Genomic DNA, 23,969 nt, shown 5'->3' on the forward strand with positions numbered 1-23,969 from the left:
TGGCGTGACGAATTGCACGAGCCGATGGAGCGGTGGTTTCTGATGCTCGCGGCGTTGGTATTGCTGGCGGCGGGCATCGGTATGCGTACCCCCACGCCCTCCGACGAGCCGCGCTTCGCGTTGGTCGCCCATCAGATGGCGGCATCCGGCAACTGGCTGATTCCCCATCGCGGTGCGGATTGGTACTCGGATAAACCCCCCCCCTGTTCATGGCGGCGCAGGCCGCATCGCATGCACTGACGGGGGATTGGCGCATCGCCTTCCTGTTGCCGTCGCTGCTGGCCTCGCTGGGCACCTTGTGGCTGATCTACGACCTCGGGCGACGGCTATGGGGACATCGCGCCGGGCTGTGGGCGGCGCTGGCGCTGCTGTGCACCGTGCAGTTCGTCTTCCAGGCGAAACGCGGCCAGATCGACCCCACCGTCACGTTCTTTGTCACTGCGGCGAACGTCGGCATCCTGCGGCATGCGCTGTTAGGGCCGGACCGCCGCGCGTTGTGGCTCGGCTGCTTCGCGGCCGGGTTGGGCGTCATCACCAAGGGCGTGGGCGTGCTGGCCTTCCTGATGGTGGTGCCGTGGTGGTTCGCACGGAAATACCGCTGGCAAGGGTTGGCTCCCGCCGACGGCGGTATCGCGGTATGGCTCGGTGGTGCGCTGGCCTTCGTCGCCGCGCTGGCGCTTTGGCTGGTGCCGCTGGCGATCTACGTGCATACGCATGACAGCGCCGCCGCGCGTGCCTACGTCAACGACATCTTCGTGAACCAGACGGTGCACCGTTACGTGCATCCGTGGAACAGCTTCCAGCCACCGTGGTTCTACATCGAAGTGATCTTCACCTCGTGGTTGCCCCTGAGTCTTGCCTTGCCGGGACTGTTGCCGGCATGGCGACAGGCGCTGCGCGAGCGCGACGCTCGCGTGCTGCTGCCGTTGGTCTGGGCGGTGCTGGTGATCGTCTTTTTCAGTCTCACGCGCGCCAAGCGTGATGTGTACATCATGCCGGCGCTGCCGCTGCTCGCACTTTGCGCGGGGCCGTGGCTGAGCAGCATTCTAGAAAAGCGCTGGGCGCAATGGCTGGCCATCGGCTTCGTGCTCCTGCTGGCGTTGCCGCTGGTGGTGCTGGGCGCGCAGGCGCTGGTGCATCCCTCGGCGTGGATGCAGCGCTTCGCTGCGGGGCGTCAGCTCGGGGCGAATGCATCGTCGTTGTGGCTGGCGTTCCTGGTGATGGGTGTGTGGATGCTGGCGTGCGCGGCGTTGTTCCGCCTGCGTCGTGCCGGCATCGCCGTGCTGGCCGGCATGGCGGGCGTCTGGATGGTCTGGGGGCTGTGGGTCGCGCCGCTGTTGGCGCGCGCCAGCTCGCAGGAGCCGCTGGTGCGACGCGTGGAACAGGTCGTCGGACCGAACGCGAAGCTGGCGTTGGTGGCATGGAAGGAAGAACTGCCGCTGGCCTTCCATCGCAAGGTGGCCGATTTCGGCTTCGTCACGCCGTGGCATGAGCAGTTGGCAGATTCGATCCGCTGGCAGGAGCAGTCGCCTTCCGATCGCTGGGTGCTTGTGCTGTCGGACATCATGGCGCCTTGCGTCGACCCGGCGAAGACGCTGGACATGGGTGTGACCAGTGGCCGCGACTGGCGGCTATACCGGCTGGATGCGGTCGCGCCGGCTTGTCGCGGCGGCGTGGTGCCTGCGGGCGACGTGGATGATTGGGGCGGCATCGACCGGGGCCGCTGACCATCATCCGGTAATTCGCTTTTTCGTTCTCCGTAACCAGCGCACCTTGCGTCCTTTCGAGTTTCCAGTGTGACGACATCGACCTCCAGCTCTGTTTCGCCATCCACGCCGCTCCGTCGCCTGCAGGCTTCGGTGATGGCTATGCCGTGGCTATGGTGCTGGCTGGTGGCCGCGCTTATCGCCATCTTTCAGCACGGCCCGATGCCGATGTATTCCACGCGCACGTTGTCGGTGGCGTGGGAAATGTGGCTGCGGCAGAGCTTCCTGGTGCCTTACCTCAACGGTTTGCCGTACAGCGACAAGCCGCCGTTGCTGCTGTGGCTGATCCATCTCGGCTGGGCCGTTGGCGGCGTCGGCGACGTGTGGCCGCGCCTGTTGGAAGTTTTGCTCGGCGCGGTGCAACTGGTGCTGGTGCATCGGCTGGCGCAGCGTCTGTTTCCCGATCGCCCCATCGTGGCGCGGACCGCACCGTGGATACTCGCGGCTTATAGTTTTGGTTTCCTGTTCGGCCTGCAGGTGATGTACGAAGTGCTGCTCGCCGACTGCGTACTGGCGGCGCTGTTGTGCCTGGTACCGACGGAAAAGCGGGAGGCCCCGCGCTTCGGCTGGTTCGCACTTGCCGTGGGCCTGGGCTTGCTCAGCAAGGGCCCGGTGATGCTGCTTCATGTGGCACTCCCGTGGCTGCTGGGGCCGTGGTGGAACCGTTGGGCGAAACAGGAGCGTCGTCGCTGGTATATCGGTGGCGCGGTTGCACTCGTGGCTGGCCTTCTGCTGCTGTTGGCCTGGGTTCTCCTAGCCACCACCACCGGCGGCGAAACCTACCGTCAGAAGCTGGTCGTCCACCAGACCGCTGGCCGCGTGGTGGATGCGTTCGCGCACCGCGAGCCGTTCTGGTGGTATCTGACGGTGCTGCCGGTTCTGCTGTTTCCCTTTGTACTCTGGCCGCGCGTGTGGGTTGCGCTGGCATCGTTGCGCCGTCCGCTGGAAGTCGGTCTGCGATTCCTCGCGGCATGGCTGGTGCCTGTGTTCATTGGCTTCTCGCTGGTCAGCGGCAAGCAGCCTTATTACTTACTGCCGGAGTTCGGCGGATTCGCCTTGCTCATGGCGGCGTCTCTCGCCTTGCTGCAAGAGCGACGCCCCGTCGCATCACGCTGGCTTGGCCCGTGGCCGCTGGCGCTGGCGTGCGCGGTGGCGGGCGTGGCGTTGCTTTCCATGGAGTCACTGGTGCGGAGTGGGCACATCAGCGATCACCTGTTGATAGGTCTGACCCGGTACAGCATGCCGTTCGGCATCGCTTTCCTGCTGCTTTCCGTACCTCTGCTCGTGCTTCGCAAGGGCGAGTTGTATCGCGTCGCCATCGTCGGCCTCATCGCCGTCGTCACCGCGAATGGCCTGTTCACGCTCACGTTGTGGCCTGCCTACGACTTCACCCCAGTGGCGCGCATGCTGGCCCACGCGGAAGCGGGTGGCCGCCCGGTGGCCAACCTGGAATCGAACGACGGCCAGTACACCTTCCTGGGACGCCTTACCGAGCCGGTGACGCAGCTTCACAGCGTCAACGAAGTGAGGCAGTGGGCGCAGGCGCATCCGCAGGGGCTGGTGATCACCTATCCGCGCAGGCTATCCGCCGCGGCCCGCGCCAATGCCGTCTACATCCAGCCGTTCCGCGGCATCTGGCTCGCGGTGTGGCCGGTGTCTGCTTTCGTCGATGCGCAATCGCGCGGGCAGCTGGACGAATAGGCTCTTAGGCGGCGCGCTGTCGCGCACTGCGCGGCGGCATGCCGGTCCAGCGCTTGAACGCGCGACGGAATTCGCGTGGGTCGCTGAAGCCGATCTCCAGACCGATCTCGGCCACGCTGAGGGTGCCGCCGTGGAGTAGTTCCAGCGCACGCTCGGCGCGCACGCGGTCGTGGATTTCGCGGAACACACGGCCGCCTTCGGCCAGTCGGCGGCGCAGCGAGCGTTCGCTCATATTGAGCATGCGCGCCACGTCAGGCAGGCGTGGCTGGTTGCGCAGATGACTGCGTAGCAGACGCTCCACCGAGGCAACAACTTCCTGCTGGGGCCCATCGACATCGTGTTGTTGCGTGCACAGGGACAACGCTTGCTGCGCGGTCAGCGGGTTGTGCGTGGGCAGCGGGTGCTCCAGCCACCGCGCGTCGACCACGATGCGGTTGTGGCGCGCGCCGAACACCAGTTCGCACTGGAAGAACTCGGCATAGTCCTTTGCGCAAGCGGGTCGTGCGTAGGTCAGCTCCAGACGCATCGGCTGGAAGCCAGGGCCGGCCAGCTCCCGCGCAATGTCCAGCGAACTGGCGAACAGCTCTTCGCAAAGGAACGGTAGTAGCGGCGCATCGTTGAAGCGCGGCCACACGGCCAGCGCCACCTCGCGCTGGCTCAGCACTTCAAAACTCACGTCGACCAGGCTGCCACTCACGCGATGATGGGCAATGCCCACCTGCATGGCGTCGCCGAAGGTGGCGGAGGTCATCATGGCAAGGCCCAGCAGGCCAAAGCTGCCAAGTGTCTCCCCGCGCCCCACGGCCAAGCCCAGGCCCGGCTCCCCGGTGGCCTGTAGTGCCCGCCGGATCACCGAATGCGCTTGCCGATAGGAAATGCGCAGGGTCGGGTCGTTGAGCTGCTCACGCGTCAATCCTGAGCCTGCGAACCAGCCGTCGCAGCGCAACCCGCGTGACAGCGCCAGCTGGGTCAGGTGCACCAGAATGTTCGGCGGCGTTTCGGCCACGGTATAACGCGCGTCAGCGCCCGGCGGCGCAACGGCGTCATCAATGGCATGGCTGACGGCAACAGACGTCATGACTCAGCTCCCACCCCCTGAGCACGCCGGGCGACCCGGCGACACCCCTTGATCTATATCATGGTGTCAGGCCCATCGCCTTGCGCAATGCACAAGGCCGGGCGCCGTTGTCCCTCGGGAGAGCGCTGATGAGTACCATCCTGGCCCATTTTCGCCGTGCCGCCTGGCTTGGCCTGTTCCCCCTGGCTGCCTGCGCCCCCGTGCACGCGCCGGCACCGAACGTGCCCTCGGACGAGGCAATATCCGCCGTCGCATCGCTGCGGACAGCCGAGCTGCTACCGGCAGCACCCACAGCAGGTACGCCCCGTTACGACGCTGACCGGCAGGTATTCCTGGCCACGCGCAAGCTACAGGGCACGCCGCGCTGGACCCTGGCCCAGCAGGACGTGGATTACGCCACGCCCAAGCTGATGGGTGATTTCAGCTGCGCCATGGGTGTATCGCTGGACGCCGCGAAGCTGCCGAAGCTGGCGGCCCTGGTGGATGCCACCAGCAGCGCGGCGGATGCCTCCACCGCGCCTGCGAAGAAGGCCAACCAGCGGCAGCGTCCCTTCCTGATCGACGAGGGCGCGACCTGTCAGTCCACCGCGCAGCTCGCCAAGAGCTTCGACTATCCCTCCGGCCACGCCACGCGCGGCTGGGCAGTGGGGCTGGTGCTGGCGGAATTGGCGCCGGATCGGGCCAGCGACCTGCTGCTGCGTTCCCGCGCCTTCGCCGACAGTCGCGTGGTGTGTGGCGTGCACAACCTCAGCGCGATCGAAGCCGGCGCGATGAACGGTGCGTCGGTGGTGGCGGTGTTGCATGCATCGGAAACCTTCCAGGCAGAGCTGGCGGCGGCGCGCGTGGAGTTGGCGGATTACCGAAAGATGGCCCCGTCGAATGCGGGAACGCAGTGCAGCGCAGAACGTACCTTGATCGAAGCCACGCCCTACTGACGACTACGCGCCGGCCGTTGCTTCAGTTGACCGTCAAGGGTGTGGCTTGTCACTCTCGGAGTGTGCTCCTGCGGAAGAGGCGGCCGTCGCTTTCTTCCACTGCTGCACCCAGCCGGTTAGATCGGCGAGCTGCTTGTCCTGTCCATCGCGCATGGCCATGCCCACCGCCGCGCCGGCTACGTGGCCGGACGGATCGATCAGCATCAGCGTGGGATAGATGTTCACGCCCAGCGTATCGATCAAGGCTTGCCCGTCATGCAGCACAGGCCAGCGCAGGCCGCGGTCGTGCAAGAAATTTCGGGCGGTGTCTGCGTCTTCATAGGTAATGGCGACGAAGCCCATATCGCCGTTTGCCTTGGCGAATGCATTGAGCACAGGCACCTCGGCAATGCAGGGTGCGCAGTCGGCAAAAAAGAAACTCACCAGCGTGTAGCGTCCGCGCAGGTCACTCGAGTGCAGCGACTGACCTTGCAGTGAGGGCAACTCGAACGGCGGAAACGCACTGCCACGTCCGAAGGAGAAGCGCCCCGTGCCGGTAGTGGTGCCGGGTGGGCGCAGGCGCAGCATGGCGGTGTTCGCCTTGCTGTCACTGGTGCTGCTGTAGTCGCGGCCCGCCCCGAGCTGCTGCGCAAACGCGGCGTAGCTGACCGGCTTGCCGTTGGCGTCGAGGTAATGGACGTCGGGCGAGGAGCCCAGTTGCAACGTGGCGACGAAACGTTGTTCGTCATCCTGTGCGGGTGTGGCGTGGAGCGATGAGGCGAGCAATGTCAACGCCAGCATCGATGCGAGTCGTGCCGCGTACCGCATGCGGATCTCCCGTCGAAAGAAGAGGCCGGCGAAGATACGCCGGCCTCGTGTCGCGCTTACTCGCCGATGGTGAGCAGCGAAGCGTTGCCGCCAGCGGCGGTGGTGTTGATGGTGAGCGTGCGCTCGCCGGCAAAACGCAGCAGGTAGTGCGGGCCACCGGCCTTCGGGCCCGTGCCCGACAGACCTTCGCCGCCGAACGGCTGCACGCCGACCACCGCGCCGATCTGGTTGCGGTTGACGTAGCAGTTGCCCACGCGTGCACGGGTCTGGATGAACTCCACCGTGTCGTCGATGCGGCTGTGGATGCCCAGCGTCAGGCCGTAACCGGTGGCGTTGATCTGGTCCACCACTTTCGGCAGGTCATCGGCCTTCCAGCGGATCACGTGCAGCACCGGGCCGAAGATTTCGCGGGTCAGCGTGGCGAGGCCCGGGATTTCGTAGGCACGCGGTGCGAAGAACGTGCCGTTGCCGGTGGTCGCCGGATCGAGCGTCACTTCACCGATCTTCTTCGCTTCCTTGTCCATGCGCGCGGCATGGTCCACAAGGATCTTCTTCGCGTCCTCGTCGATCAACGGACCCACGTCGGTGGACAACTGGCCTGGATCGCCGATCTTCAGCTCGGCCATGGCGCCGGCGAGCATCGCATTGACCTTGTCGGCAATGTCTTCCTGTACGAACAGCACGCGTGCAGCGGAGCAACGCTGGCCGGCGGACTGGAACGCGGAGGAGATCACGTCCTTGACGATCTGTTCCGGCAGCGCGGAGGAGTCGGCAATCATCGCGTTCTGGCCGCCGGTTTCGGCGATCAACGCAGCGATGGGTGCGTTGCGCGCGGCGAGTGCGCGGTTGATCGCCCATGCCGTTTCGGTGGAACCCGTGAACGCGACACCCGACACGCGCGGATCGCGCGTCAGTGCGGCACCGACGGTGGCGCCGTCACCCGGCAGATACTGCAGCACATCGGCGGGAACGCCGGCATCGTGCAGCAGCTTCACGGCGACGTAGCCGATCAGGCTGGTCTGTTCGGCGGGCTTGGCGAGCACGCTGTTGCCAGCGGCAAGCGCGGCGCTCACCTGGCCCAGGAAGATGGCCAGCGGGAAGTTCCACGGGCTGATGCAGACGAACACGCCGCGGCCATTGAGGAACAACTGGTTGCTCTCGCCGGTCGGACCCGGCAACTGTTCCGGATGGCCAAACAGGCGGCGTGCCATGGTGGCGTAGTAACGCAGGAAGTCGGCGGCTTCGCGGATCTCGGCGATGGCGTCCGGCAAGCTCTTGCCCGCTTCGCGCACGCACAGTGCAATGAACTCACCACGGCGCGCTTCGAGCTGCTCAGCGGCGTGCTCAAGAATCGCAGCGCGGCTGGCGGCAGGCAGGCGATCCCACGCGTGATGCGCGGTAACGGCGTTGGCCAGCGCCTTGTCGACGGTGGCGCTGTCGGCGGTGACGTAGCTGCCCACGACCTGACGGCGATCGGCGGGATTGGTCACCTGCACGGTAGCGCCGGTGCTCTTGGCACCCGGCACCAGCGGTTCGGCGTTCCACGGACCGTTGTTGCTATGGATTGCCTCGGCGAGGGCCTTCAGTTCGTTGTCGTTGGAGAAGTTGACGCCCATGGAGTTCTTCCGAAGTTCACCGTAGAGATTCACCGGCAGGGGGATGCGCGGGTGAGGGATGGAGGCAAAGGAGCGCACGGTCTCGCACGGATCGGCGACCAGTTCGCGCACCGGCAGCGATTCGTCAACGACGCGGTTGACGAAGCTGGTGTTGGCGCCATTTTCCAGCAGGCGGCGCACGAGGTAAGGCAGCAGGTCTTCATGCGTGCCCACCGGTGCGTACACGCGGCACGGCACGTTGAGCCCGCCCTTATTAGCATCGGGCTTGCCGATCACTTCGGCGTAAAGGTCCGTGCCCATGCCGTGCAGGCGCTGGTACTCGTACGGACGACCCTGCGCGATGTGATGCACGGCGGCGATGGTATGCGCGTTGTGCGTGGCGAACTGCGGGTAGATCAGTGCCACGCCCGCGTCCAACAGCTTGCGCGCACACGCGAGGTACGACACGTCAGTGTTCGGCTTGCGCGTATACACCGGGTAACCGGAAAGGCCGTTTTCCTGCGCGCGTTTTACTTCCGCGTCCCAGTACGCGCCCTTCACCAGGCGCACGTACCAGCGGCGGCCGGAGGCACGCGCGGTTTCGATCAGCCAATCGATGACGAAGGGCGTGCGCTTGGCATACGCCTGCACCACGATACCGAGGCCGTTCCAGCCTTCCAACGAGGGATGCGCGAACACATCGCCAATGATGTCGAGCGAAAGCTCCAGGCGATCCGCTTCTTCCGCATCGACGGAAAGCGCGATGCCCTGCTTCATCGCCAGCTGCGACAGCTCAAGCAACTTGGCAGTGAGATCACGGCGTGCAATCTCACGCTTGGCCACTTCGTAGCGCGGGTGCAGCGCGGAGAGCTTCACCGAGATCGACGGTGCATCGGTGTGATTGGCGAACGGACCACGCGACCCGATCGACGCGATCGCGTTGCGGTAATCCTGCTGGTAGCGCTCAGCGGTTTCGCTGGTGAGCGCCGATTCGCCCAGCATGTCGTAGGAATAGCGATACATCGCATATTCCTTCTGCGCGCAACGATCCAGTGCGTCGCCGATGGTCTGCCCCATCACAAACTGGTGACCCATGATGCGCATGGCCTGACGCACGGCAAGGCGAATCGCCGGCTCACCTGCGCGGCCCACCAAGCGGCGCAGCGCGCCGGTGAAATCGTGGCGGGTTTCTTCGGACAGCGTCACCAGCTTGCCGGTGAGCATCAGGCCCCAGGTCGACATGTTGACGAACACCGACTCGCTCTGGCCCAGATGCTTCTTCCAGTTCGCATCGCCCAGCTTGTCGCGGATCAGCTTGTCCGCGGTGGTTTTGTCGGGGATGCGCAGCAGGGCTTCGGCCACGCACATCAACAGCACGCCTTCTTCCGACGAGAGGTCGTACTGGCGCATGAAGGATTCGACCGCGCTCTGGTCCTTGGCGCGGGCCCGCACGCGGGTCACCAGCTCGGCGGCCAGGTCGATCACCTTTTCGCGCTCGACAGCGGGCAGGGTGGCTTGGGCAAGCAGGTCGTTGACCGCTTCGGTTTCGTCGCGCAGCCAGTTGGCGGTAATGCGCGCACGCGCCGGCTCCACGCCGGTCGGCAGTTCGGGACTGAGAATGAGCTGTGTCACTAGAGTTTTAGCCGAGACGTTGGTGGGGCGGGGAATCGCGGGATTGTACTTGTGGGGGAATACGCACGCACCCGTACGTGGTGCTGCGGTGCGGCAGGGCATGCCGCCGACCTACATATATATGTGGGCGGGGCAGGAGAACCGGTAGAGAGGTGCCCGGGCCGGATGTTCTGTCGCCCTACGGCATGAGAACGGGGGCGGCAGATTGACATGTGGCAAACCGTCGCACCCCTCGCGCGACTCACGGAGGCCGACCCGGGCACGTCGGAAGCCCATTGCCCAAGCCCATGACAATTCACACAATCGCACGGAGACACACGTCGCGCGCATGCCGACAGACACAGCGGCGCGCGTTCATCCTTGCTTCAAATCAAGCACATGCGGCGTTGTTGCTCCCCGACGCGCTCGCGGCCTATCATGCCTGCGTTCCAGGCACGCCGGGTTCTCATGATCGTGCTTCGACCAGCAGTGGCCGGCTTGCCGTGCGCGACGATGTGGCTCAAGCCCAATCGCGCCCTCAGCCGCCGCGACCTGCGTCGACTGATCGGAGGCCTGGCAGCGCTGGCGCTGACGACGGCCGTGTTGGGAGCATGGCAGGGGAATGTCTTTGCTCCTTTATTCGCACTGGTCGAGTCCACCGCGGTGGCTTTCGCCTTGGGCGTGGCTTGGCGGGCGGGCGACCGCAGCGAACGCATCACCCTCGACGAGTCGTCGCTGGAGGTGCAATCCCTGCCAGGTCGGCGAAGTGCGCGCTTTCAGACGTACTGGGTGCGTGTACAACTGGTGTCTGGCCAAGGGAGAGGCCGTCTGTTGCTGACGTCGCACGGACGGGAGCTGGAAATCGGGGCTTTCCTCGGGGAAGAGGAGCGTGCCGAGCTGTCAAGGAAACTCATGGTGCTGCTGGCGGAGTTGACTCAAAAGCAGCGCAGGTAGGTTCAACAAAGGTGCATCACGACATGACATCTGGCGGCATCAGGCCTGAGTGGTATCAAGCGAGCGGTCACGGCAGCACTCTTCGCACTCACGATGTTCGGCGGCGTGGCGCTCGCCAATCCGCAGCCCGGGCAGTTGAACATGACCCGCGGCGTATCCACCTGGTCGCCTGAGGCTTACTTCCTCAACAACGTTGCCTTCGGCGTTTGCGTCGTTATCGGCATCCTTGTGTTCGGCGCGATGTTCATCGCCATGTTCCGCTTCCGCAAATCACGCGGCGCAGTGGCCGAAAAGTGGTCCCACAACACGACGCTGGAAATCGTGTGGACCACCATCCCCGTCATTATCCTGATCGTGCTGGCTTATCTCGCCACGGGCGGTCTGCGCACGTTCGCCGACACCACGGGTTCGGAAATGACCGTCAAGGTCACCGGTTACCAATGGAAGTGGCGCTATGACTACGTCGACTACAAGGGCAAGGCGATCGACAAGGTCGGCTTCATGTCCAAGCTCGACAAAGAAAGCGACGAGACGCGCCAGCTGAATTCGGGCCTCGACCCGAACGCAGTGAAGGTCGACGGTTACAACACCTACCTGATCAACGTGGACAAGCCGCTGGTGGTACCGGTCGGCACCAAGATCCGCTTTGTCATCACCGCTGGCGACGTGATCCACTCGTGGTGGGTGCCGGCGCTGGGCTGGAAGATGGATGCCATCCCGGGCATCGTCAACGCGGCCTGGACCAACATCACCGAGCCGGGTGTGTACCGCGGTCAGTGCGCCGAGTTGTGCGGCCAGGATCACGGCTTTATGCCGATCGTGGTGAAGGCGCTGCCGAAGGCCGAGTTCGAGAAGTGGCTGGCCGATCAGGAAGCCGAGGCCAACAAGCCCGCGCAGCCTGCCGCTCCAGCGGCGGCTTCCACCGCTGCCGCACCCGCTACGGCGCAGGCGACCGACGCACCTGTTTCGCAGGGCCATCAAGGCTGAGCAATCAGCCCATCAACAGCATTCGCATTTAGGTAGAGGTGTAAGGCATGGCCCACGCAGCTACACACGATCATCACGATGATCACCACGGCGCGCCCAAGAATTTCTTTGTGCGTTGGTGCATGTCCACCAACCACAAGGACATCGGCACGCTCTACCTGGTGTTCTCGCTGTTGATGTTCTTCATTGGCGGCAGCTTCGCGATGGTGATCCGCGCGGAGTTGTTCAAACCCGGCTTGCAGCTGGTGCAGCCGTACTTCTTCAACGAAATGACCACGATGCATGCGCTGGTCATGATCTTCGGCGCGGTGATGCCGGCCTTCGTGGGCCTGGGCAACTGGATGATCCCGCTGATGATCGGTGCGCCGGACATGGCGTTGCCGCGCATGAACAACCTGTCGTTCTGGATCTTGCCGTTCGCCTTCGCGCTGCTGCTGTCCACGCTGTTCCTTCCGGGCGGTGGCCCGGCCGGCGGCTGGACCATGTACCCGCCGCTGTCGCTGCAGGGTGACTCGGTGGCGTACCTGGTGTTCGCGGTGCACTTGATGGGTATCAGCTCCATCATGGGCGCGATCAACATCATCGCGACCATCCTCAATATGCGCGCGCCGGGCATGGATCTGCTGAAGATGCCGGTGTTCGTGTGGAGCTGGCTGATCACGGCGTTCTTGCTGATCGCGGTGATGCCGGTGCTGGCGGGTGCGGTGACCATGCTGCTCACCGACAAGTACTTCGGCACCAGCTTCTTCAATGCCGCGGGTGGTGGTGATCCGATTCTGTTCCAGCACATCTTCTGGTTCTTCGGTCACCCCGAGGTCTACATCATGATCTTGCCGGCCTTTGGCCTGGTGTCCGAGATCATCCCGACCTTCGCGCGCAAGCCGATCTTTGGTTACAAGGCGATGGTGTTCGCCATTGCCTCGATCGCCTTCCTGTCGTTCATCGTGTGGGCGCACCACATGTTCGCAGTGGGTCTGCCGCTGGGCGGCGAAATCTTCTTCATGTACGCCACCATGCTGATTGCGGTGCCGACGGGCGTGAAGGTGTTCAACTGGGTCAGCACTATGTGGGGCGGCTCGATGACGTTCGAGACGCCGATGCTATTTGCCGTGGCGTTCGTCATCCTGTTCACCATCGGTGGCTTCTCCGGCCTGATGCTGGCCCTGGCCCCGGCGGACTTCCAGTACCACGACTCGTACTTCGTGGTGGCGCACTTCCACTACGTGCTGGTGACCGGCGCGATCTTCGCCATCATCGCCGCCACGTACTACTGGCTGCCCAAGTGGACCGGCCACATGTACTCGGAGACCTGGGGCAAGATCCATTTCTGGAACAGCGTGATCTGGGTGAACGTGTTGTTCTTCCCCCAGCACTTCCTGGGCCTGGCTGGCATGCCGCGCCGCATCCCCGACTACAACGTGGCATTCGCCAACTTCAACATGATCAGCTCGATCGGCGGCTTCCTGTTTGGCGCTTCGCAGCTGATCTTCGTGGGCGTGATCATCCACGCGGTGTGGTTCTCCAAGAAGAAGGCTCTCGACCGCGTGTGGGAAGGCGCCAGGGGCCTGGAGTGGACGCTGCCGTCGCCGGCGCCGTACCACACGTTCGAAGTGCCGCCGGTGATTCACGACGAAGAACTGGCTCACGGCCACACCGACGATTGATACCAAGCATGATCGCTCCGGCCTTGTGCCGGGGCGACGGGAAGCGAACGGATGAACCAGTCATCGACAACAACGATCGAGCAGGCCCGCAAGAAGGGCGTCCGACTCACCGTCACGGTGTTCGGCGGCATTGCCTTCGCGATCTTCGTGCTCTCGTTGTTGCAGGGGCTGAAGTACTCCTGACGCGACCGCTGTCGCATTTCCATGTCGTACCGTTGACGTAGACAGAGCGTTCCACAGGGATCTCACATGGCTCAGCAAGAAGGCGTTTATTTCGTTCCATCCAAGAGCCAGTGGCCGATCGTGGCCGCGGTGGTCATGTTCGTGACCGTGCTCGGTGCCGCGCATTGGCTGAATGCGCCGCCGGGTGAGGCGACCCTTGGCAAGGCGCTGCTCACCATCGGGTTCCTCGGCATCCTGTTTATGTTCTTCGGATGGTTCCGTTCGGTGATCCGCGAATCACTGGCGGGCAACTACAACAACCAAGTGGATCGCTCGTTCCGCATGGGCATGATGTGGTTCATCTTCTCCGAGGTGATGTTCTTCGGCGCCTTCTTCGGCGCGCTGTTCTACGCCCGCATGTTCGCGGTGCCGTGGCTCGGCGGCGAAGGCCATGGCGTGCTGACCCACCAGTTCCTGTGGGACAACTACGCGGCTTCGTGGGGTGCCAGCGGCGGTGGCGGTCCGGGGCGCATCGGTGGCTCGTTCCAGACCGTGGCGCCGTGGGGCCTGCCGCTGCTGAATACGCTGATCCTGCTTTCCTCCAGCGTCACCGTGACCATTGCGCACCATGCGCTGAAGGCAGGTCATCGCGGGAAGATCCTCGTGTTCCTCGGCCTCACTGTGCTGCTGGGCGCCACCTTCCTGTGGTTCCAGGCGCACGAGTACATCGAAGCCTACAAGGAGCTCAACCTCACGCTGCAGAGCGGCGTGTACGGCTCGACCTTCTTCATGCTCACCGGCTTCCACGGCATGCACGTGACGCTGGGCACGATCATGCTGGCGATCATCTGGCTGCGCGTGGCCAAGGGTCATTTCACCAAGGAGCACCACTTCGCGTTCGAAGCGGTGGCCTGGTACTGGCACTTCGTCGACGTGGTGTGGCTGGGTCTCTTCATGTTCGTCTACATTCTCTGAGGCGCTGACGCGTCGCAACAAAAAGCCCGCCGAATGGCGGGCTTTTTGTTGGATCCGCCGCCGCCCTGAGGACGCGCTCCGGGATGGAAAAACGAAGGCCCGCCAGTGGCGGGCCTTCGGGGAACCAGATGTCGCAAGCGAGGCGCCAGCGACGGCGGGAAGCTACAATTACTGGCCCACGCCATGCGGATGGAGCCAGCCCATCCAGATGCCAAGCACGACCATCAGGATGAGCAGCACCGACAACCCGATACGGCGCGTCAGCGCCCACACCGTGCGCTTGCTGCCTTCCTTATCGGTCATCATGAAGTACAAGGCCTGACCAAGATTGAACAACACCACCAGCAGCAGAATCACCAGCGCATATTTGTAGATGGTTTCCACGTGATAGGTCCGAACGTTTTTGACATCCGCAGTATAGCGGTCGTGCACGGTGCCACTGCGTGAAGTGGCTGCGCCGTCCGTCGTGGTTTGCGCTGCTGCTCACGGTGGCTGGCGCCTTGCTTTTCATACGTTTGGGCGTGTGGCAGCTGCATCGCGCGGACGAAAAAGAGCAAATTCTGCGGCGGTATGCCACAGCGGAAACAGCTGCCCCGCGCGACTTTGCCGCAGTGGCCTCGAATCCCCCCGTCGATGCGTTTCCACGCATTCGCGTGGAGGGTGAGTACCGCACTGATCGTCTCTACTTGCTGGACAACCCGAAACACGATCAGCGCGGCGGCGTGGAAGTCTATGCGCCTTTCCGTCTGCGCAGCGGCGACCACCTGCTGCTGGTGGACCTCGGCTTTCTACCCGGTAACGGCACCGACCAGGCGCCACAATTGCCGCCGTTGCCCACGGGTGTGCAAACGCTGCAGGGTCTCTATGTGCCGGCGCCTGGGGTCGGTTTCGAAATGGGTGGTAATGCGTTGGCACGCCAGACGCAGTGGCCCAAGACCACCGTCTACCTGGAGCTGCCGCAAGTGGCCGCTGACCTTGGCACCGCGCTGTATCCGCAGGTGCTCATCCTTGATGCGGAACCTTCCTCCATCTACGTGCGCGAGCACACCATCGACTTCTCGGCGATGCCGCCAGCGCGCCATCGCGCTTATGCTTTCCAGTGGTTTACCTTCGCCGTCGCGGCGGTAGTGATCTTGCTGGTACTGCATCGTCGTCGACCTTCCCGATCGGACAAACCATGAACTCACCTGATTCCACCGCGTTGCGTAAAAGTCGCCTGAAGCTGCTGCTGATCGCGCTGGTGTTCGCTGCGCCGATCATCGGGGCGATGTTGCTGACGCTCTCGGGCTGGCAGCCCAGTGGGAAGGCCAACGGCCAGCCGGTCACGCCGCAGCGCAACTTCGCCGCGGAGCAGGTGCCGGTATCCCTGACCAATGGCGATACCTGGGCGTGGCGCGCCAGCGAGCCGCAGCTCACGCTGGTAGCGCTGGTCGGGCCCGATTGCGCGAAACAATGCATGGATGTGCTCACCAAGATCGCCGCGGCGCGCATCACACTCAATCAAAACGCATCGCGCTTGCGCCTGCTGTACGTGGGCAAGCCGCCAGTCGATGCTGCCGCCAGCGGCATGACGAGTTATTGGAAGCTGGGCCAGGATTCGATGGGGGCCTTGGCACCGTTCACGCCGACCACGCCCGACACGGTCAATGCGCTGTTGGTCGAATCAGACGGTACGGCGCTGTCGTTCTATCCCGCGGGCTTCGATCCCACCGGCTTGCGCAAGGACCTTCAGAAGGTGATCCGCTGATGACCGCCCGTTCCATCAGAGTGCTGCGCGGCCTCGCGTTGCTCGCGGCCGTGTTCGCCTTTGGCGTGGTGATGTTTGGCGCATTCGTGCGCTTGTCCAACGCCGGTCTTTCCTGCCCGGACTGGCCGACTTGCTATGGCCGCGCCGCGTGGCCGGAGCAGCAGCATGAGATCGCGCAGGCCAATCAGGCTTTCCCAGATCGCCCGTACGAAACGCACAAAGCGTGGCGCGAGCAGGTGCACCGCTTCCTCGCGGGTACGTTGGGCACGCTGGTGCTGGCGCTTGCGTTGGTGGCCAGCTGGCGCCGGCCATGGGCGCGCTACGCGGTGATCGTCGGTGCGATCTGCGCCGCGGTAGGCGTCGGGATGTACATCAAGGGCGAGCACCACTGGTCGTTATGGGTGTCACTCGCGGCCATAGGATTGCCACTTATCGCGGCCATGGGACTCGACCGGCCGGGCGCATGGCGCATCAGCGTGCTGGCCTTCGCCGTGGTCGTATTCCAGGCCATGCTTGGTATGTGGACGGTGACCTTGCTGCTGAAGCCCATCGTGGTCATGGGCCACTTGATGGGCGGTATCACCACGTTCGCCTTGCTGGCCTATGCCGCGTTGCGGTTCGCGGGCGTTAGTGCGCCCAACGACAGCTATGCCGGTCTGCGTGCGGCGGTGGTAGTCGGCATCGTGCTGTTGCTGGCGCAGATCGCGCTGGGCGGTTGGACGTCCTCCAACTACGCGGCGCTCGCCTGCGGTACGGACTTCCCCAAATGCCTGGGCCAGTGGGCTCCGCCCACCGATTTCCATGAAGCCTTCGTATTGTGGCGCGGCATTGGCGTGAACTACGAAGGTGGCGTGCTCGATATGGCCGCGCGTAGCGCTATCCAGATCACGCATCGCATCGGTGCGTTGGTGGTGTTCTGCTATCTGGCCTGGCTGTCGCACCGCGTATCGCGCCGAGGCCTGCGCGCGCAGGGGCTGGCGATTGCTGTGGTGTTGGTGGCGCAAGTGCTGCTGGGCATCAGCAATGTGCATTTCGGGCTGCCTTTGCCGGTGGCAACGCTGCACAATGGCGTGGCTGCGCTGCTGTTGTTCACCCTGCTGGCTACGCTGGCGCGCACGCAGAAGCGTCATGGCGACGCGATGTTTCTTTCCTACGGACACCGTTGACGATGAGCAGACGTTTCCATGAGTACCTGGAACTGACCAAGCCGCGCGTCGTCGCGCTGCTGGTGTTCTGCGCCGTCATTGGTATGTTCCTCGCCGTGCCCGGCATGCCGCCGTGGCGTGCGTTGGTGTTCGGCACGCTGGGCATCTGGATGGCGTCGGGCTCAGCCGCCGCGTTCAATCACTTGATCGATCAGCGCATCGACAAAGTGATGGCGCGTACCGCGCATCGCCCGCTCGCCACCGGGCAGCTCACGCCGCGCCAGGTGTTTACGTTTGCCCTTGTTCTGGGCGCGCTGTCGATGGTGGAGCTGGTAGTGCTGGTCAATCCGCTGACCGCGCTGCTCACCTTCGGTGGCTTGATCGGCTATGCCGTGGTCTATACGGCTTACCTCAAGCGGGCGACGCCACAGAACATTGTGATTGGCGGGCTGGCTGGCGCGATTCCGCCGGTGCTCGGCTGGACAGCGGTGACGGGTGCGTTGCATCCGTTCGCACTGCAGCTTTGCCTGATTATTTTCGTGTGGACGCCGCCGCATTTCTGGGCGCTGGCAATTTTCCGCCGCGACGATTATTCGCGTGCGCAGGTGCCGATGTTGCCGGTAACGCATGGCGTGGTGTTTACGCGCTGGCACGTGTTGTTCTACACGATCCTGCTGGTGCTGGTGACGTTGCTGCCGGCGCTGACGGGGTATAGCGGGATGGTGTATCTGGGCGGCGCGGTGGTGTTGGGTGCTGGTTTTCTGTATTACGCGGTGCGGTTGCTTAATCCGCCGGATGAGTTTTTCGCGATGAAGGTGTTTAACTATTCCATCGTGTACTTGATGGCGTTGTTTGCGTTTTTGTTGGTGGATCATTGGTTGATGGAGCCGTTGGTGCAGCATCAGGGTGTGGTGCTCGAGCGCACCATTTGACGTTGTTTTCTCCCTCTCCCCTGTGGGGAGAGGGTTGGGGTGAGGGGTCAATCTAGCCTCTCCGCTTCATAAAAGCCGTCATCCCTGCGAAGGCAGGGATCCAGTGACTTTGCTCTTGGTTGTCGCGTCGCGTCGACCTGGCCGCCTACGCGGCGGGCGTTTCGACCTCCTGCCGGAGGCCGAGTCACTTTTCTTTGCTTGCCCACGCACGCGCAGGAGCGCGTGCGAACGGCGGAGCCGGCCCGAAGGGCGAAGGGCAGGATGCCCGGAGTAAAGAAAGTAACCCGAAGAAAGGGCACCCCGGATGAGGCGCCTTCCGGGCTTCGCCCTCCAGGTACGCGTGCGGGTTCCGGGCTTTTCGACGGGGCTCCTGCCCCGGCGAAAGTGGCTGGCATCCGTGCCAGCCACCCCTGCGGGGCCTTCTCTCCACCCGCCCGCCGCCTCATACGGGGCCCGGTAGATCAAAAGCCAGGGCGAAGGACAAAAGCCAAAAGCCAAAAGCCAAAAGCCAAAAGCCAAACCGTAAAGCGAATGCCCATCTGTGGGGCGCCTTGTGCGCGACTTCAGTGCGGCGTTGTCACTGAACCCTGCGAGCTTCCGTTACGGCCGCCCTCACATCCCACCCCAACCCCTGAACGCAGCAACTTTCGTCACCCCAAGCCCCTGTCATAGGGTTGACACTTCTGCACCGCAGCAAGACAATGCGCGCGCCACCGGGCGCAACCTGCCCTCAGTGGCCTCTGTCCTATCAACCCAAGGCATATGGACGTTTACCCTAGTCGCAACGTCGACATCCGCGAGCATCGGGTGCCGGCATTGCATTACAAGCTGATCTGCTGCGGCGACCGCCTGCGGTCGGCTGGCGCTTTCCTGGACTAGGGAAGACCGGCCCTCCCCTGACGGCGCCACAGCGCCGTTAACGAGGAGAAAGGGCCATGAAGCTCCTTCGCGATTTCTTTCGTCTGCGTGTTGCCCGCTCGGGCCGCCGTATGGATTCCCGTTCCTGGACGATCACCGTGCCGGCTCCGTTGAGCCAGGCGCAGGATGTTCCGTCGTCCGAAGCTCACCGCCTTTCCGACGCTCCCCGTGGCCATCAGGTCGCGCGCCGGAAGGAACATGCCGTTTCGCAAGCGCATCGTCATCTGCAGCTGGTATCCAGTCACTGATGAAGACCTCGTCGCGCCTTGTGCTGCCGCGTAAGGGCTGGCCTCCGCCAGTTCCGTGGTGCCCAGGGCGGCGAAGTCCGTAATGCAGGTCTTGGCGTCACTCGCGGGGTAAGCCCCGCCGGCTCGCTGGTCCGGCCCAGATGTCCCGATTTCACGGAAGCGAGTCATGTTGAAGCACTCCACCCAGACGGTCCCCAACAAGGCGGCCGGCTCGAGCGCCGCCGCGCCGGTGCGCGTGGTCGTCGCCCAGGAGGCGTTCCGCCATAACGAGGCGCTGTACGCGGCCCTCGATACCAGTGCCGCTGGGCTCAATGAAGAGCAGATCAGCGAGCGCCTGGACCGCGATGGCCTCAACGAGGTCTCGCACGAGAAGCCGCCGCACTGGTCGGTGCAACTGCTCAAGGCGTTCAAAAACCCGTTCATCATCGTGCTGCTGGTGCTGGCGGTGGTGCAGGTGGCAACGGACAGCAGCGATCTCACCGGCCCGATCATCATTGCGGTGATGGTGGGCATCAGCGTGCTGCTGAGCTTTACGCAGGAATACCGTTCCTCGAAGGCAGCGGAAAAGCTCAAGGCAATGGTGCGCAACACCGCCACGGTGACGCGTCGCGCCTCGGACGGCCACAGCGAACGCATCGAAGTGCCGGTGGGCGAGCTGGTCGCGGGTGACATCGTGCATCTGGCCGCGGGCGACATGGTGCCGGCTGACCTGCGCCTGGTTTCGGCGAAGGACCTGTTCATCAGCCAGGCCATCCTCACGGGTGAGTCGCTGCCGGTGGAGAAGTCGGCACCCGCGCACGTGCACAGCGGTGAGGAGCTGGAAGGCAGCGCGCACAACGACAACCCGCTGGATCTGCCCACCATCTGCTACATGGGCACCAATGTCGTGAGCGGCACTGCCACGGCGGTGGTGGTGGCGACGGGTGCGCGCACGTACCTGGGCTCGATTGCGCGGACCATCGTCGGCCAGCGCGTGCAGACCAGCTTCGACAAGGGCGTGAACAGCGTCAGCTGGCTACTGATCCGCTTTATGGCGGTGATGGTGCCGATCGTTTTCCTGATCAACGGTCTGGACAAACACGACTGGCTGCAGGCGTTCCTGTTTGCGCTGTCGGTGGCGGTGGGCCTGACGCCTGAGATGCTGCCGTTGATCGTGACGGCGAATCTCGCCAAGGGCGCTTTGGCGATGTCCAAGCGCAAGGTGGTGGTGAAGCGTCTGAACGCGATCCAGAACTTCGGTGCGATGGACGTGTTGTGTACCGACAAGACCGGCACCCTCACGCTCGACAAGATCGTGCTGGAGCGCCACCTGGATCTGTACGGTGAGGAATCGGACGAGGCGCTGGAATACGGCTACCTCAACAGTCGTTTCCAGACCGGCCTGAAGAACCTGATGGACAAGGCGGTGCTGACGCATCGTGACCTGGAAGAGGTCGCGCAGCACTACCGCATCGTTGACGAGATCCCGTTCGATTTCCAGCGCCGCCGTATGTCGGTGGTGCTGGGCAACGGTGATGGTCACGAGCTACTCGTGTGCAAGGGTGCGGTCGAGGAGATGCTGGCGATCTGCTCGTCGGCGATGGCTGGCGACGAAGTCTTGCCGATGACCGACGAGATGCGCGCGGACATCAAGGCGATGACGCGCGGCCTCAATGAGGACGGTCTGCGCGTGCTTGTGGTCGCTATCAAGCGCCAGCCGCCGGCCAGCCGCGCCTACGGCGTGGCAGATGAAAGCAACCTTATCGCGGTCGGCTGCCTGGCCTTCCTCGATCCGCCGAAGGACAGTGCAGCCACCGCCATCGCGGCGCTGCATCACCACGGCGTCGAAGTGAAGGTGATCACCGGCGACAACGAGGCGGTGACGCGCAAGATCTGCCGCGAAGTGGGGCTGGATGTCGAGCACTCGGCGCAGGGCAAGCACATCGAGCCGTTGAACGACGACGAGCTGGATGTGCTGGTGAAGCGCACGACGGTGTTCGCCAAGATGTCGCCGCTGCAGAAGGCGCGCGTGGTGAAGTCGCTGCAGCGTCAGGGCCACACCGTGGGCTTCCTGGGCGACGGCATCAACGATGCGCCGGCGTTGCGTGAAGCCGATGTGGGTATCTCGGTGGATACCGCCACCGACATCGCCAAGGAATCGGCGGACATCATCCTGCTCGAAAAGAACCTGATGGTGCTGGAAGAGGGTGTTATCGAGGGTCGCATCACCTTCGGCAACATCATCAAGTACATCAAGATGACGGCCAGCTCGAACTTCGGCAACATGTTCTCGGTGCTGATCGCGAGTGCGTTCCTGCCGTTCCTGCCGATGTTGCCGTTGCAGATTCTGGTGCTGAACCTGCTGTACGACATCTCCCAGCTGTCCATTCCGTTCGACCGCATGGACGACGAGTACCTGCGCAAGCCGCGCAAATGGGACGCCAGCGACATCGGCCGTTTCATGGTGTGGATCGGTCCGGTGAGCTCGATCTTCGACATCACCACGTTCCTGCTGCTGTGGTATCTGTTCGGCGCAAATTCGCCGGAACACCAGTCGTTCTTCCAGTCCGGTTGGTTCATCGAGAGCTTGCTCACGCAGACCTTGATCGTGCACATGATCCGCACGCGCAAGATCCCGTTCCTGCAGAGCATCGCCTCGGCACCGGTGCTGGCGCTGACCACGGCCATCATCATCATTGGCATGTACGTGCCATACACGGACCTTGGCGCGAAGATCGGCATGATGCCGATGCCGGGCGTGTACTTCGGCTGGCTGGCCGCGACGGTGCTCACGTACTGCGTGCTGACCCAGCTGATGAAGTTGGTCTATATCCGGCGGTACGGGCGCTGGCTGTAAGCTGAGGTCACGGCGGCCGTGGCCGCTGTGACCATCCGGTTGGTCGTTCCGTTGCGAGCGGAACGACGACGATGCGGGCTGGCGGCTTGCCGTGGGCGGTCGTCGCCGGTTGGCCATTCCATAAGGACGCCGCCAAGGCGTTTCGTCTGATCACAGACTCCCGCAAGGGAGTGCGTGGATGCTCTTGCGTCACGCTTCAACAAGGGAGGTCATGCCATGAAAGGCACCTTCGCTCTTCTCGACATTGCCGGTTACGTTGCCCTGCTGCTGTGGGGCACCCACATGGTCACCAGCGGCGTGCTCCGTGGTTACGGCAGCATGCTGCGCCGCTGGATGGGTCGCTATCTCGGCCATCGTCCCGCTGCGCTTGGCTTCGGCGTGTGCGTCACTGCACTGCTCCAGAGCAGTACCGCTACCGGCCTGATGGCTACTTCATTCGCTGCCAGCGGTTTTCTTGGCCTGGCTCCCGGGCTGGCCGTCATGCTTGGCGCCAATGTGGGTACCACGCTGATCGTGCAGGTGATGTCGTTCGACATCTCCATCGTGGCACCCGTGCTGATCCTGATCGGCTTCACCATTCATCGCCGCACGGACGATGTGAGCTACGAGAACCTCGGTCGCGTCGCCATCGGCCTGGGCCTGATGCTGCTCGCTCTGCATCTGCTGGTTGGCGCGATGGCGCCGGTGGAGAACGCCGCGGTACTGCACGCCATCCTGCAGAGCCTGGCCAGCGAGCCGGTGCTCGCGATGCTGGTGGCCGCGGTGCTGACCTGGGCCTGCCATTCCAGTGTGGCGGTGGTGCTGTTGATCGTGTCGCTGGCGACTGCGGGCGTGGTTGACGCGCCGGGGGCGCTCGCACTCGTGCTGGGCGCCAACCTCGGCAGCACTATTCCCGCGTTGATGGAGGCGCATACGCCGTTCGCTCGCCGCTTGCCGATGGGCAACCTGATGGTGCGTGCGTTTGGTTGTGTGGTGTGCCTGCCGTTGCTGCCGTTGATCGCGCACTGGTTGGCTCCGCTCGGCGCCTCGCCGGCGCGCATCGTGGTGAACTTCCACACCGCGTTCAACCTGGCCCTCGCGTTGATCTTCATCGTGCCGGTGGAAAGTCTGGCACGCCTGCTTGTGCGCCTGCTGCCCGAGCCCCCCAAGCCCAATGATCCGGGTGTGCCCCAGTATCTGGATGAGGGCGCGCTGGATTCAGCCAACGTCGCGCTGGCGAACGCAGCGCGTGAATCCATGCGCATGGCCGATATGGTGGAGAGCATGCTCAAGGGTCTAGTCGAGGTGTTCGGCAAGGACGATCGCACGCGCGCCGCTGCCGTTAGCCGCATGGACCCTTCGCTGGACAAGCTGGGCATGGCTATCCGCGAGTATCTGGCGGATCTTGGTGGTCAGGCGCTGAACGAGGAAGACGGCGAACGCAGCCAGGAGATCCTCGCGTTCGTCATCAATATCGAGCACATCGGCGACATCACCGCTAACAACCTGATGGAGTTCGCCGCCAAAAAGGCAGCCAGCGGACAGGACTTCTCTGCAGACGACATCCAGGACCTGGCCGCCATGCACACGCTGGTGATGGAAAGCCTGCGTCTGGGCCTCACCGTGTTCCTGCGTGGCGATCTGCGCGCGGCGCAGCAGCTGATTGCCCGCAAAGAGGCACTGTGGCGGCTGGAGAACGAGGCGTCGGAGCGGCACATCAAGGCGTTGCGCGAGCGTCGTGACGGCGGTGGTGGCGGGGACGTCTATCTGCGCATCCTGCGCGATCTCAAGCGCATCCATTCGCACCTGGCGGCGCTGGCCTACCTGCCGTTGGAGCGCGCCGGCCTGTTGCAGGATCGCCTTGTGCGCGAGCCCGCGACGACCTGACGTAAGCCTCGCTGGCTACCGTATTCAACTTGTAAAGGAGCA

General features: G+C 63.9%; 19 protein-coding genes. 15 read left to right on the forward strand and 4 right to left on the reverse strand.

Annotated features, from left to right (window positions below; genetic code table 11):
* Positions 1 to 209 precede the first annotated feature (209 nt).
* Complete coding sequence (locus DYST_RS16790; protein WP_239946802.1) at positions 210 to 1,727, forward strand: ArnT family glycosyltransferase; 1,518 nt, start codon at positions 210 to 212, stop codon at positions 1,725 to 1,727.
* A gap of 69 nt (positions 1,728 to 1,796) precedes the next feature.
* Positions 1,797 to 3,467, forward strand: a complete 1,671-nt coding sequence (locus DYST_RS16795; protein ID WP_239946805.1) for an ArnT family glycosyltransferase — start codon at positions 1,797 to 1,799, stop codon at positions 3,465 to 3,467.
* A gap of 4 nt (positions 3,468 to 3,471) precedes the next feature.
* Here the strand turns inward: DYST_RS16795 and DYST_RS16800 are convergent, their stop codons facing one another.
* On the reverse strand, positions 3,472 to 4,545 hold the full coding sequence (locus tag DYST_RS16800; protein WP_239946806.1) for an AraC family transcriptional regulator: 1,074 nt from the start codon (positions 4,543 to 4,545) through the stop codon (positions 3,472 to 3,474).
* A 128-nt stretch (positions 4,546 to 4,673) separates the two neighbouring features.
* Between DYST_RS16800 and DYST_RS16805 the strand changes: the two genes are divergently transcribed.
* Entirely contained in the window at positions 4,674 to 5,480 is an 807-nt protein-coding gene (locus DYST_RS16805) for an acid phosphatase (protein ID WP_239946808.1), read from the forward strand.
* A 33-nt stretch (positions 5,481 to 5,513) separates the two neighbouring features.
* Here the strand turns inward: DYST_RS16805 and DYST_RS16810 are convergent, their stop codons facing one another.
* Positions 5,514 to 6,287: a TlpA family protein disulfide reductase gene (locus DYST_RS16810; protein ID WP_239946810.1), complete on the reverse strand. Its 774-nt coding sequence runs from the start codon at positions 6,285 to 6,287 to the stop codon at positions 5,514 to 5,516.
* Positions 6,288 to 6,343: 56 nt separating this feature from the next.
* The gene (gene putA / locus DYST_RS16815) at positions 6,344 to 9,514 is read right to left on the reverse strand and encodes a bifunctional proline dehydrogenase/L-glutamate gamma-semialdehyde dehydrogenase PutA (protein WP_239946812.1); all 3,171 of its coding nucleotides are present in this window, start codon (positions 9,512 to 9,514) and stop codon (positions 6,344 to 6,346) included.
* 492 nt (positions 9,515 to 10,006) lie between these two features.
* Here putA and DYST_RS16820 point away from each other — a divergent pair, with 492 nt between their 5' ends.
* The 5 genes from DYST_RS16820 to DYST_RS16835 all read left to right on the forward strand — a co-directional run bounded on the left by DYST_RS16820 (position 10,007) and on the right by DYST_RS16835 (position 14,235).
* Positions 10,007 to 10,447, forward strand: a complete 441-nt coding sequence (locus DYST_RS16820; protein WP_102303129.1) for a DUF2244 domain-containing protein — start codon at positions 10,007 to 10,009, stop codon at positions 10,445 to 10,447.
* Positions 10,448 to 10,540: 93 nt separating this feature from the next.
* Positions 10,541 to 11,434 (forward strand): cytochrome c oxidase subunit II, encoded by an 894-nt coding sequence (coxB, locus tag DYST_RS16825; protein WP_239946820.1) that lies wholly within the window; start codon positions 10,541 to 10,543, stop codon positions 11,432 to 11,434.
* A gap of 47 nt (positions 11,435 to 11,481) precedes the next feature.
* On the forward strand, positions 11,482 to 13,098 hold the full coding sequence (gene ctaD / locus DYST_RS16830) for a cytochrome c oxidase subunit I (protein ID WP_102303030.1): 1,617 nt from the start codon (positions 11,482 to 11,484) through the stop codon (positions 13,096 to 13,098).
* Positions 13,099 to 13,149: 51 nt separating this feature from the next.
* The gene (locus DYST_RS24060) at positions 13,150 to 13,281 is read left to right on the forward strand and encodes a hypothetical protein (RefSeq protein ID WP_255409216.1); all 132 of its coding nucleotides are present in this window, start codon (positions 13,150 to 13,152) and stop codon (positions 13,279 to 13,281) included.
* Positions 13,282 to 13,347: 66 nt separating this feature from the next.
* Positions 13,348 to 14,235 (forward strand): cytochrome c oxidase subunit 3, encoded by an 888-nt coding sequence (locus DYST_RS16835; RefSeq protein ID WP_239946822.1) that lies wholly within the window; start codon positions 13,348 to 13,350, stop codon positions 14,233 to 14,235.
* A 168-nt stretch (positions 14,236 to 14,403) separates the two neighbouring features.
* Here DYST_RS16835 and DYST_RS16840 read toward each other — a convergent pair whose 3' ends face one another.
* Complete coding sequence (locus DYST_RS16840) at positions 14,404 to 14,619, reverse strand: twin transmembrane helix small protein (RefSeq protein WP_019464088.1); 216 nt, start codon at positions 14,617 to 14,619, stop codon at positions 14,404 to 14,406.
* 59 nt (positions 14,620 to 14,678) lie between these two features.
* On the opposite strand from DYST_RS16840, the gene DYST_RS16845 reads away from it, so the two are divergent.
* The 7 genes from DYST_RS16845 (at position 14,679) to DYST_RS16875 (ending at position 23,927) form a co-directional block, all read left to right on the forward strand.
* On the forward strand, positions 14,679 to 15,416 hold the full coding sequence (locus tag DYST_RS16845; protein ID WP_239946823.1) for an SURF1 family protein: 738 nt from the start codon (positions 14,679 to 14,681) through the stop codon (positions 15,414 to 15,416).
* A complete protein-coding gene (locus DYST_RS16850; protein WP_239946825.1) occupies positions 15,413 to 15,982 on the forward strand; it encodes a hypothetical protein in 570 nt (189 codons plus the stop codon). Before DYST_RS16845 ends, DYST_RS16850 begins: the two co-directional genes overlap by 4 nt.
* Positions 15,982 to 17,148 carry a COX15/CtaA family protein gene (locus DYST_RS16855; RefSeq protein ID WP_239946826.1) on the forward strand — a complete coding sequence of 389 codons (1,167 nt, stop codon included), beginning with the start codon at positions 15,982 to 15,984 and terminating at the stop codon, positions 17,146 to 17,148. Before DYST_RS16850 ends, DYST_RS16855 begins: the two co-directional genes overlap by 1 nt.
* Before the next feature lie 2 nt (positions 17,149 to 17,150).
* Positions 17,151 to 18,059 carry a heme o synthase gene (cyoE, locus tag DYST_RS16860; protein WP_102303025.1) on the forward strand — a complete coding sequence of 303 codons (909 nt, stop codon included), beginning with the start codon at positions 17,151 to 17,153 and terminating at the stop codon, positions 18,057 to 18,059.
* Positions 18,060 to 18,994: 935 nt separating this feature from the next.
* Complete coding sequence (locus DYST_RS16865; protein WP_239946827.1) at positions 18,995 to 19,225, forward strand: hypothetical protein; 231 nt, start codon at positions 18,995 to 18,997, stop codon at positions 19,223 to 19,225.
* Between the two features lie 166 nt (positions 19,226 to 19,391).
* Positions 19,392 to 22,061, forward strand: coding sequence for a magnesium-translocating P-type ATPase (gene mgtA, locus DYST_RS16870; protein ID WP_239946828.1), 2,670 nt, complete (start codon positions 19,392 to 19,394; stop codon positions 22,059 to 22,061).
* A gap of 216 nt (positions 22,062 to 22,277) precedes the next feature.
* Entirely contained in the window at positions 22,278 to 23,927 is a 1,650-nt protein-coding gene (locus tag DYST_RS16875; protein WP_239946829.1) for a Na/Pi cotransporter family protein, read from the forward strand.
* Positions 23,928 to 23,969: the final 42 nt, after the last annotated feature.

It is taken from the genome of Dyella terrae, from assembly GCF_022394535.1.
Lineage (GTDB): Bacteria > Pseudomonadota > Gammaproteobacteria > Xanthomonadales > Rhodanobacteraceae > Dyella.

What these genes read in the sequence shown, in the direction of transcription:
- DYST_RS16800 (WP_239946806.1), bottom strand. Translation starts at nt 4,545, where the DNA reads ATGACGTCTGTTGCCGTCAGCCATGCCATTGATGACGCCGTTGCGCCG.
- DYST_RS16805 (WP_239946808.1), top strand. Translation starts at nt 4,674, where the DNA reads ATGAGTACCATCCTGGCCCATTTTCGCCGTGCCGCCTGGCTTGGCCTG.
- coxB (WP_239946820.1), top strand. Translation starts at nt 10,541, where the DNA reads ATGTTCGGCGGCGTGGCGCTCGCCAATCCGCAGCCCGGGCAGTTGAAC.
- mgtA (WP_239946828.1), top strand. Translation starts at nt 19,392, where the DNA reads ATGTTGAAGCACTCCACCCAGACGGTCCCCAACAAGGCGGCCGGCTCG.
- DYST_RS16875 (WP_239946829.1), top strand. Translation starts at nt 22,278, where the DNA reads ATGAAAGGCACCTTCGCTCTTCTCGACATTGCCGGTTACGTTGCCCTG.
- DYST_RS24060 (WP_255409216.1), top strand. Translation starts at nt 13,150, where the DNA reads ATGAACCAGTCATCGACAACAACGATCGAGCAGGCCCGCAAGAAGGGC.
- DYST_RS16810 (WP_239946810.1), bottom strand. Translation starts at nt 6,287, where the DNA reads ATGCGGTACGCGGCACGACTCGCATCGATGCTGGCGTTGACATTGCTC.
- cyoE (WP_102303025.1), top strand. Translation starts at nt 17,151, where the DNA reads ATGAGCAGACGTTTCCATGAGTACCTGGAACTGACCAAGCCGCGCGTC.
- DYST_RS16835 (WP_239946822.1), top strand. Translation starts at nt 13,348, where the DNA reads ATGGCTCAGCAAGAAGGCGTTTATTTCGTTCCATCCAAGAGCCAGTGG.
- DYST_RS16790 (WP_239946802.1), top strand. Translation starts at nt 210, where the DNA reads ATGGCGGCGCAGGCCGCATCGCATGCACTGACGGGGGATTGGCGCATC.
- DYST_RS16820 (WP_102303129.1), top strand. Translation starts at nt 10,007, where the DNA reads ATGTGGCTCAAGCCCAATCGCGCCCTCAGCCGCCGCGACCTGCGTCGA.
- ctaD (WP_102303030.1), top strand. Translation starts at nt 11,482, where the DNA reads ATGGCCCACGCAGCTACACACGATCATCACGATGATCACCACGGCGCG.
- DYST_RS16855 (WP_239946826.1), top strand. Translation starts at nt 15,982, where the DNA reads ATGACCGCCCGTTCCATCAGAGTGCTGCGCGGCCTCGCGTTGCTCGCG.
- DYST_RS16865 (WP_239946827.1), top strand. Translation starts at nt 18,995, where the DNA reads ATGAAGCTCCTTCGCGATTTCTTTCGTCTGCGTGTTGCCCGCTCGGGC.
- DYST_RS16850 (WP_239946825.1), top strand. Translation starts at nt 15,413, where the DNA reads ATGAACTCACCTGATTCCACCGCGTTGCGTAAAAGTCGCCTGAAGCTG.